General features: G+C 63.8%; 10 protein-coding genes. 4 read left to right on the top strand and 6 right to left on the bottom strand.

Annotation, left to right across the window (positions count from 1 at the left end):
• The 5 genes from WAN02_RS17710 to WAN02_RS17730 form a co-directional block, all read right to left on the bottom strand.
• Window positions 1-754, bottom strand: a 754-nt coding sequence (locus WAN02_RS17710; protein ID WP_422265550.1) for an alpha/beta fold hydrolase, incomplete at its 3' end; no start/stop codon positions are given.
• Window positions 700-1,926, bottom strand: coding sequence for a cytochrome P450 (locus tag WAN02_RS17715; RefSeq protein WP_422265551.1), 1,227 nt, complete (start codon window positions 1,924-1,926; stop codon window positions 700-702). The genes WAN02_RS17710 and WAN02_RS17715, both read right to left, overlap by 55 nt.
• 2 nt (window positions 1,927-1,928) lie before the next feature.
• The gene (locus WAN02_RS17720) at window positions 1,929-2,432 is read right to left on the bottom strand and encodes a cupin domain-containing protein (protein WP_422265552.1); all 504 of its coding nucleotides are present in this window, start codon (window positions 2,430-2,432) and stop codon (window positions 1,929-1,931) included.
• Window positions 2,429-3,154 carry a 2-keto-4-pentenoate hydratase gene (locus tag WAN02_RS17725; RefSeq protein WP_422265553.1) on the bottom strand — a complete coding sequence of 242 codons (726 nt, stop codon included), beginning with the start codon at window positions 3,152-3,154 and terminating at the stop codon, window positions 2,429-2,431. Before WAN02_RS17725 ends, WAN02_RS17720 begins: the two co-directional genes overlap by 4 nt.
• Window positions 3,155-3,168: 14 nt before the next feature.
• On the bottom strand, window positions 3,169-3,993 hold the full coding sequence (locus WAN02_RS17730) for a 2-keto-4-pentenoate hydratase (RefSeq protein WP_422265554.1): 825 nt from the start codon (window positions 3,991-3,993) through the stop codon (window positions 3,169-3,171).
• A 122-nt stretch (window positions 3,994-4,115) separates the two neighbouring features.
• Between WAN02_RS17730 and WAN02_RS17735 the strand changes: the two genes are divergently transcribed.
• Genes WAN02_RS17735 through WAN02_RS17750 form a run of 4 tightly spaced genes read left to right on the top strand, consistent with a single transcriptional unit; the run spans window position 4,116 to window position 7,682 of the window.
• The gene (locus WAN02_RS17735) at window positions 4,116-4,526 is read left to right on the top strand and encodes a nuclear transport factor 2 family protein (RefSeq protein WP_422265555.1); all 411 of its coding nucleotides are present in this window, start codon (window positions 4,116-4,118) and stop codon (window positions 4,524-4,526) included.
• Window positions 4,523-5,338 (top strand): alpha/beta fold hydrolase, encoded by an 816-nt coding sequence (locus WAN02_RS17740; protein WP_422265556.1) that lies wholly within the window; start codon window positions 4,523-4,525, stop codon window positions 5,336-5,338. Before WAN02_RS17735 ends, WAN02_RS17740 begins: the two co-directional genes overlap by 4 nt.
• A gap of 8 nt (window positions 5,339-5,346) precedes the next feature.
• On the top strand, window positions 5,347-6,636 hold the full coding sequence (locus WAN02_RS17745) for a Rieske 2Fe-2S domain-containing protein (RefSeq protein ID WP_422265557.1): 1,290 nt from the start codon (window positions 5,347-5,349) through the stop codon (window positions 6,634-6,636).
• On the top strand, window positions 6,633-7,682 hold the full coding sequence (locus tag WAN02_RS17750) for a PDR/VanB family oxidoreductase (protein ID WP_422265558.1): 1,050 nt from the start codon (window positions 6,633-6,635) through the stop codon (window positions 7,680-7,682). Before WAN02_RS17745 ends, WAN02_RS17750 begins: the two co-directional genes overlap by 4 nt.
• A gap of 18 nt (window positions 7,683-7,700) precedes the next feature.
• Here WAN02_RS17750 and dmpG read toward each other — a convergent pair whose 3' ends face one another.
• Window positions 7,701-8,735: a 4-hydroxy-2-oxovalerate aldolase gene (gene dmpG / locus WAN02_RS17755; protein ID WP_422265559.1), complete on the bottom strand. Its 1,035-nt coding sequence runs from the start codon at window positions 8,733-8,735 to the stop codon at window positions 7,701-7,703.
• Between the last annotated feature and the right edge of the window lie 27 nt (window positions 8,736-8,762).

Raw genomic sequence — 8,762 nt, forward strand, 5'->3', positions numbered from 1 at the left:
CCAGCGTCGGGCATTTGATCTGGGCCAGCGTGTGGTCGTAGTAGTCGGTGTCGCCGAAGGCGGCGCGGTTCATCTGCAGCACGGTCTTCATGACCTTGACCATGGTTTGGGTCATGCCGGGCTGGGAGTACACCTTCAACCGGATCTGCACCATCTCGTCGGTGATGCTGGCCGGGTCGTAGACCAGCCACTCGAGGCGGCGCCGTACGGTCTCCGCGGTGAAGTTCTGCGCGAGCTGTTCGGTTCGTGCTTCGATATCGGCGAGGTCGGCGAGGCCCTTTTCGTCAGGGCGCGCAAGGATGCCCGTATTCAGCGACAGCGCACGCACTTTATCGGGGTATTTCAGTGCCGTCCAACAGGCCACCCCGCCGCCGAGCGACTCTCCGGACAAGAATGCCTTCTCGGCGCCGATGGTGTCGATCAGCGCGGCGACGTGGTCGGCGAAGACGTCCATCGTGTAGTCGCCGTCGATCTTGTCGGTGTAACCGTGTCCGGCCATGTCGATGGCCAGCACGCGGAAGTGCCGGGACAACGGACCGATGTTGCGCAGGTATGTTTCAGCGTGCCCGCCGGTGCCGTGCAGCAGGATCAACGGATGGCCGCTCCCGGCCTCCAGGGCGCGAGTGCGAATACCGTTGACGTTGTAGTACTTTTCGGCTATTCCCGTGCCCATGAGGTTGCACCACGCGGTGGGCACATTCACCATGCCACCGGCAGTGTGGTCAGTGTCCGGAAGAACTGATGGTCGCTCCATTTTGCCTCTCCTGATGATCGGATGCTGGGAACGCGGACCAGCAACGCGGTGAGTAATTCTGTGGATTCCAGCCGTGCCAGTGCATGTCCCAGGCAGTAGTGGGCACCGAAACCAAATGAGATGTAGTTGTTGTCGCTGCGGTGAATGTCGAATCGCTCGGGGTCGGAAAAGTAGGCCGGGTCTCGGTTGGCCGCCGCGAGGGCAACCGCCACGGTGTCACCCTTCTTGATCGTCTGGCCGCCGATTTCCAGGTCCCCTGTTGCCACCCGCGGGAGCGGCATCGGGGCTGGGCTTTCGTAACGCAGCAACTCGCATATCGCCGCCGGCAGCAGTGAGAGGTCAGCGATCAACTCATCGAGCTGATCGGGGTGCTGCAGCAGGACATGCACGGCGTTGCTGACAAAGTTTGACGTGGTTTCGAACCCGGCATGGAGGAGTTCGATGCTCATCGCCACGAGTTCGTGCTCGGCCAGCACGCCGTCTTCGGGTTCTTCGGCCCTGATCAGCTTGGTCAGCAGGTCCTCGGCCGGAGCGGAACGTCGCTCGGCGATCCGCTCGCGAATGTAGGCAGTGGTGGCGCGGGTCGCCTCGTTGGCCGCCGCTCGGGCGTGCTCGACATTGGCGCCGGGCGGTGGTTCGACCATCGCTTCGGACCAAGCCAGGAACTTCGGCAAATCGCCCTGCCGGATGCCGAGCATCTCGGTGATGACCTGCGCGACAACAGGGTAGGCGTATTGGCTGACCAGGTCCATGTGCCCGGTCGGCACGATCTGATCGAGGGTGTGATTGGCGACCTCGGCGATGCGATCGCGCCAGCCCGCGATGCCGCCTCTGGTGAAGGCATGCGATACCAGTCGCCTGAGCCTGGTGTGTTGGGGCCGATCGTTGTAGAGCATCTTGGAGGTGATGATCTGTCGTGCCGCCGGATCATCGACAACAAGGTGCTTGAGTCCGGCCTCACGCCGACTCAGCAATTCGTCGTTGCGCAGCGCCTCGCTGGCGGTTTCATAGCCGGTGATGAGCCACACGCCGTTGTCGGCCTGGATAACCGGGGACACGGCGCGTACCTCTGCAAAAAAACGATACGGATCCCGCCGGAACGTGGGGTCGGTGAGGTAGCGGGTGGCGTCGCCGGCCAATGTGGTTGAAGCATTAGACGTTTCCAGCGTCATCGTCAGCCCTTTCCCGATGGTGTGTGTGAGGAATCGTTGTTGTCGGCCGGGGCGGTCGGTGCCGTGCCGACCACCACGACACCGAGCACGGCGGATTCGGCGCCCGAGTTTTGCCATCGATGTGTGGTTCCGGTCTGGACGAACGCGTCACCGGGCTGCAGAACCGATGAGCTGCCGTCCTCCATCTCCAATGTGACGGTGCCGTGCAGCACGAAGCCGCAATCGATGGTGGGGGTCGCGTGCATCGGGGTGATTCGGTCGCCATCGGGCGGGATGACCAATATCCACAAGCGAAGGCCGTTGAATCCCGGGAAGAGACCGCTTCCGGGATCGCTGCCGTCAAAGGTTCCGAGGAGCCGGTCGGTTTTCCACAGCTGGCTGAGCCCACGTCCGCTGGCGAGGGTGACAAGGTCGTGGCGCTGGTCGTTGGCGATCATAGATTCACCCGTTGTGCCGCAGGCGGTTTCGATGACCCGCCAGCTCAGCAAATCAAGCGGGCGCGTCATGATACGACCTCGCCCAGTCGATCGGCGGCCACTGAGATACCGACGCGGCCGAGGCGGGAAAAATTCGCGTCAACGGTCATCGCCGGCCCAAGCGCAACCGCGGGAGTGATACCGCCGGTGAAGACCAGGTGGCCGGCGCGCAGTATTCCGCCCTCCTGGCGGGCGAAGTCGTTGGCCACGGACGCGATCGCATCGGCGGGGTGGCCCAATACGTTGGCCGGACACCCCGACGATGCCGCCTCGCCGTTGACCTCCATCACCACGCCCAGCAGCGACAGATCCAGTCGGCGCCAATCCGCCAGCGCGTCACCCACCACGAAGTGTGTGGCCATGGCGTTGTCCGCGATCATGTCGGCGGCCGAGGCGGGCGGGCGTTCGCTACGTGCGGGCAGTTCGATGCCGGGGCGGATCGCCGCGGTCGCGTCCAGGACATCGCGTCTGGTGATCCCGGGCCCGGCAAGATCTTGGCCGAGCTCGAAGACCAATTCGGCTTCCGCACGTAAGACCGAGCCCCGCGCGGCGTCGATGACCGCGCCGTCCCGGATCTCCATTGTGTCGGTCAGCCATCCCCAGACGGGTCGATCGGTGCCCATCCGGGCTTGCGCATCGGAGGAGGTGAGCGCGATCTTGATGCCGACCACCCGAATACCATCGTGCAGGTAGCGCGCGATCAGTTGTCGGCGCGCTTCAGCCGCCTGCGTGTATGTCGCGAGCATCGTCATCGGTGTGCGTGTCCTTATTCGAAACGGGTTGTCACAGAGCCGAGTACGTCAAAGTCGGCACGAATCGTCTGTTGCGCGGTGACGTCGCAGGCGCGGGTGCAAGACCCCGGCAGGATGACGTGACCAGCGTCAAGCGTCACGCCGAATCGGTGCACCGTGTTGGCCAGCCACGACACCGCGGTGGCCGGATTGCCCAGAACGGCACCGGAGGCACCGGTCGCCACCACGCGCCCGTTCTGGCGCAAGCAGGCCCCGACGGTCCGCAGGTCCAGTCCGTCCAGCGACGTGCGCTGACCGCCCAGTACGACGCGGCCCGACGACGCGTTATCGGCGATGGTGTCGGGCAATCGGATGTCCCAGTTCAATATCCGACTGTCGATGACCTCCAGCGCGGGGCAGACGAACGCCGTGCAGCGCAGGACGTCGGCCACCGTACAGCCGGGCGCCGGCAGCGCCTCGGCAAGCACAAACGCGATTTCGACTTCGACTCGCGGCGCGCACAACGCCGACGTCTTGATCGGCGTGTTCTCGGCGACGAACATATCCGACAACAGGTGCCCGTAGTCGGGTTCGTGGGTCTGCATCATCTGCTGCATCACCCGCGACGACAGGCCGACCTTGTGCCCGCGCACGACTGCGCCGTCGCTGACGCGACGCGCTACGTTGAGCAACTGGATCTGATAGGCGTCAGCCGACGATATCTCGGGAAACTGGTGTCTGAGCGGTGAAATCGGCCGGCGATCGAGCTCGGCGATATAGAGGGCGTCAGCGGCCAGTGTGTGCTCGGCTTGCGTCAGCGCGCCGCCGACCTGCGCAGCGCCCGGACTTGTGAGGACCATCGCTAGCTCAGCGCTCCTTCACCTGGCATGTCGTGGCCGACTGCGCGAGGGCACGACCCTCGTGCCTGACCAAGCGATATGATATCGTAAAAGCCTCGACCCTGCCAAGCTACGGAGTAGATGTGTCCACATCGGTGGCGGTCTCTGACGGTGGAGACGCGCAGCAATCGGAGAATTTGAACCTGATTTTGGCGTTCTTTGCCGCATTGTCGGACGGACGCTACGACGACGCGCAGGCACTGCTGCGTCCGCAGGCCAGCTGGTGGGTGCTGCATAAGCGCGGATACGTGGACCCGGCAATCTGGTTCTCCGGGCTTGCCAACCTGTTTCCCGAGGGACTTCAGTTCAAAGTCGTCGGTACGACGGTCGAGGGGCCGCGGATCGCGTTGCGCGCGGAAGCATCCGGCAAAACAGTGACCGGCCGCGAGTTCGACAACGCCTACCACTTTCTTTTCGAGATTGATGCTGGCCGCATCTGCGCCGCGTGGGAATACGGCGACACATTGCACGCTGATCGGATATTGCGGGGATGACGCAGGAATTTGAGCGCCGCGCGACTATCGTCGCCCGCGACGGCGAGAAGATCTACGCCGAGGCCACCGGAGATGGCGAGCCGATCGTGCTCTGCCACGGGCTTGGCGGCAATCACGCGATCTGGTGGCGGCAGGTCGGGGCGTTCGCCGAGCGGTACTACGTGATTACCTGGGATCAGCGCGGCTTTGGCAACTCGACGGCGCACAGTGGACGCACCGGGATCGATGAGGCCGCCGGCGACCTCATCGCAGTCCTGGACGACCTGCAGATACGCCGGGCCCATTTGGTCGGTCAGTCGATGGGTGCGTTCGTCGCGTTGCGAGCCGCCCTGAACCACTCCGACAGGGCCATCTCTCTGGTGCTGTCGACGACCCTGGCCGGTGCCGATCCGAGCCACACCCGCGCATTGCGGGCCGCGGTACCCGATCGTCCACGCCGCGACCGCCACCCGGTCGTGTCGGCCGACTTCAGCCGCTCGGAACCCGATCTGGTTGTGCTGTACAACCTCATCTCCAGCTTCGGCACCAAACCGCCGGTGGCCGAGATGCTCGAGGCCATGGCCAGTCACCGGTTCGGCGACGAGGAGCTGGCCGCACTGGCGCTACCGACGCTGTTTCTCGCTGCGGCCAACGACCAGCTTTGCCCGCCGTCGGTGATGAAATCTGCAGCCGCCCGTATCCCCGGCTCGGTGGTCGACGTGCTCCCGGACGCCAGCCATTCGGTCTATTACGAACAGCCAGGGACCTGGACAGACGCGGTGCTGAGGTTTGTCGAGAGCGCGAACGCACGATATAATATCGGAAAGTGCTAGGAGGCGTGATGGCGATCAATGAGCAGGCTCCCCCGCGTAGCACCCGGGACGCCGAGGCCGCGGCGCCAAGCCAGCAAAACCCGCCGACCGGGAGCGCCGGCGCGCGGCGCCCCGGCGGCCTGGGGTTACGCGACCGCATTCCCGAACTTGGTCTGACGGAGTACTGGTACCCGGCCATCGCCAGCTGGAAAGTACCTTCCCGCAAGGGAGTTCGACGCACCATCCTTGGCTCCGAACTCGTCTTCTTCCGAGGGTCACGCGGCGATGTGGTCGCCCTGAGCAACTGGTGTCCGCACCGCAACGCCTCACTGGCTCACGGCAAGTGCCTGTTCGCGGGCACCATTACCTGCCCGTATCACGGCCTGACGTTCGACGAGCACGGCACGGCGAAGGCGTTCCTCGGTGAGGGCGCCCGGTCGCGCTATATCGGTAGACGCGGGGCAAACGCCCGCGTCTACCCGACGAGAACACTCAAGGGACTGGTGTTTGTGTGGATGGGCGATGGCAGCCCAGCGCCGATCGAGGAGGACGTGCCACCAGAATTCTTCGACGACAAGGCCCTCGTGTTGCATTCGCAGCAAAAGTGGAAAGCTAATTGGCGCCCCGCGTTGGAAAATCTTCAGGATTCCCATGCCTTTTATGTGCACAAAAACTCGTTAGAGGTGCTCAGTCAGGACACCGCGGGGTTGAATTTGCTTTTGCACATGGGACCGGAGCGTCCGCCGACCAAGATCGTGAACGGCCGCGCCTTGGTCTTCGAGAACACCCGATTTTTCGACTTTCAGGACTCACAACAGGGGCGCAAGACATCGATTGAACGCGCCGAGTTCCAGGAGACCTATCCCGAGTTGGGCAACGCCAAGTTCCCGAAGACCAAGGCCAGGCTGCATTTGGCGCGGGTGATGGGCTTCTTGCGACGACACCTGCGGCCCGAGCGCGACTGGTTGGTCAACGACGAAGAATGGTCGTTGGGCGTGCACCTGCCCACCACGTTTCGCTTTGACTATCAGACGCACGTGTATTCCCGGGCGGTAACCCCGCGCAATGCCGAGGAAAGCTGGGTGTTCTACTACAACACCTCCTACCCGAAGACTCGGCTGGCCAGATGGTACCGGCGCCTGAATTACGCCGTGTATTACAACTGGAAACAGAACCACAATTTTTCCGGCCAGGACAAGAAAGTCGTCGAGCAGCTCAGCTACAACGAGCCGCAGGAAAAATTCTCCTCGTCGGATGCATTCCCACTGGCCTACCGGTTGCTGGTCGCCGAGAACAGTCGCGGAGTCAAGGCGCCATGACGACCACGACCGATTGGAACCACGACCAGATGGAAGGAATTGGTGACGTGCAACCCGTCCTCGCCAACACCGACGCGGGCCTCGACGTTGATCCTCAGCACACGATGCAGCTTCGTGTCGAACGCATCGAGCGCGCGGCGGACAAGGTCCTTTTCCTGACTCTGGTCGATCCGGATGGGGCGGCGTTACCCGGGTGGGACGCCGGCGCGCACCTGGAAGTACACCTCCCGTCGACGCTTCGGCGACAGTACTCACTGTGTGGCGACCCGGCCGACACGCACTCCTATACGGTGGCGGTGCTGCGCGTCGATGACGGCCGTGGCGGATCCATTGAGATACACGACACCGGCCTGGTGGGGCGCACCCTCGAAATCCGCGGCCCCATCAACAATTTCAGGCTGATGGACGCCAATTCCTACCTCCTGCTCGCGGGTGGCATCGGCATCACCCCGATCATCGCGATGGCGCGCGAACTGCAGCGGCGCGGCGCGGCGTGGCGCATGGTGTACGGCGCGCGGTCTGCAGCGGCGATGGTGTTCACCGGCGAGCTGTCTGCTCTGCCCGAAAACGTGAGCGTGATGACCGATGACGTCGACGGGATTCCGGACTTCGCCTCCTTGATCGCCACCCAGCCCGCCGGTACCGCTGTCTATTGCTGTGGACCCGAACCGATGCTGCGTGCGGTGGAACAGGTTTGTGCCGCCACTCCGTCGATGACGCTCCACATCGAGCGGTTCTCGCCGTCGGGGAAGTTCTCGGCACCGCCGGCCGGCGGGGAGGCCGCGTTTGAGATCGAACTGCGGCGTCGCGGAATTGTCCTGCAGGTCGGCCCCGACGACAATGCGCTCGATGTGGTGCGTGAAGTCGTCCGCAACCATCCCTATTCATGTCACGAAGGCATGTGCGGATCGTGCGAAGTGTCGGTGCTCAGCGGCAAAGTCGATCACCGCGATGACGTCCTAAGCGACGAGGAACGCGCTGCCAACGACGTAATGATGCTGTGCGTAAGTCGGGCGTTATCCGATCGACTGACCATTGACCTGTAACGGAGATTGGCAACGGCCTCACACCGTCGCAGGCTGGCGTGCCATCTCGATGGCGATGTCGATGATCATGTCTTCCTGACCGCCGACGAGTTCCAGTTCGCCGCAGCGACGCAGGATGTCATGGGCCGCAACACCATAACGCTGTGCCGCGTGTTCGGCGTGAAGCAGGAAACTTGAGTAGACACCGGCCCAGCCCTGAACGATGGCGTTGCGGTCCATTTTCGGCCAGCGCGGCAGATATGGCCGCACGATCTCCTCGGCGGCATCGAGCAAGGCCGCCACATTCACCCCCGTCTCGACGCCCATGCGATCGAACAACGCGGCCAAGACCTCAGTAGGGGAGTTGCCTGACCCGGCACCCAGCGCGCACAGCGAACCGTCGATCTGCTTGACACCCGCCTCAACGGCCAGCGCCGAGTTCGCGATCCCTAGCGACAAGTTCTGATGTCCGTGATACCCGACCCAGGCATCATCGCCGAGCTCGTCGATCAACGCCCTAAATCGCGCACTGGCCTCGTGCATCAACAGCGCGCCGGCCGAATCGGTCACGTAAGCGCACTGGCAGCCGGCGTCGACCATGATGCGGGCTTGCCTGGCCAGCTCTTGCGGGGAGGTCCGGTGGGCCATCATGAGGAACCCGACCGTTTCCATGCCAAGCTCTCGGGCAACGGTGAAGTGCTGCACCGAAACGTCGGCCTCTGTGCAGTGGGTGGCGATGCGCACGATGTCGGCTCCGGCGTCACGGGCGCGCCGTAAGTCTTTAACCGTCCCGATGCCGGGCACCAGAAGTGCGGCGATGCGTGCCCGGCCGGCGGCCGCGCGCGCAGTGGCGATGAGCTCGATCTCATTGGTGCGGGAGAATCCGTAGTTGAACGATGAGCCGCCCAGCCCGTCACCGTGGGCAACCTCGATCACCTCAATCCCGGCAGCGTCCAAGGCGCTCACCGTGTCACGTACCTGCTCGACGGTGAATTGGTGGGACATCGCGTGGCTGCCGTCGCGCAATGTGGTGTCGGTGAGTCGGATGTCGTGGCTGATGATCGGGCGGGTCATGCAGACGCTCCTTGGGTTGTCGCCGCT

Source organism: Mycobacterium sp., from assembly GCF_049281135.1.
In the GTDB taxonomy this organism is placed as follows: domain Bacteria; phylum Actinomycetota; class Actinomycetes; order Mycobacteriales; family Mycobacteriaceae; genus Mycobacterium.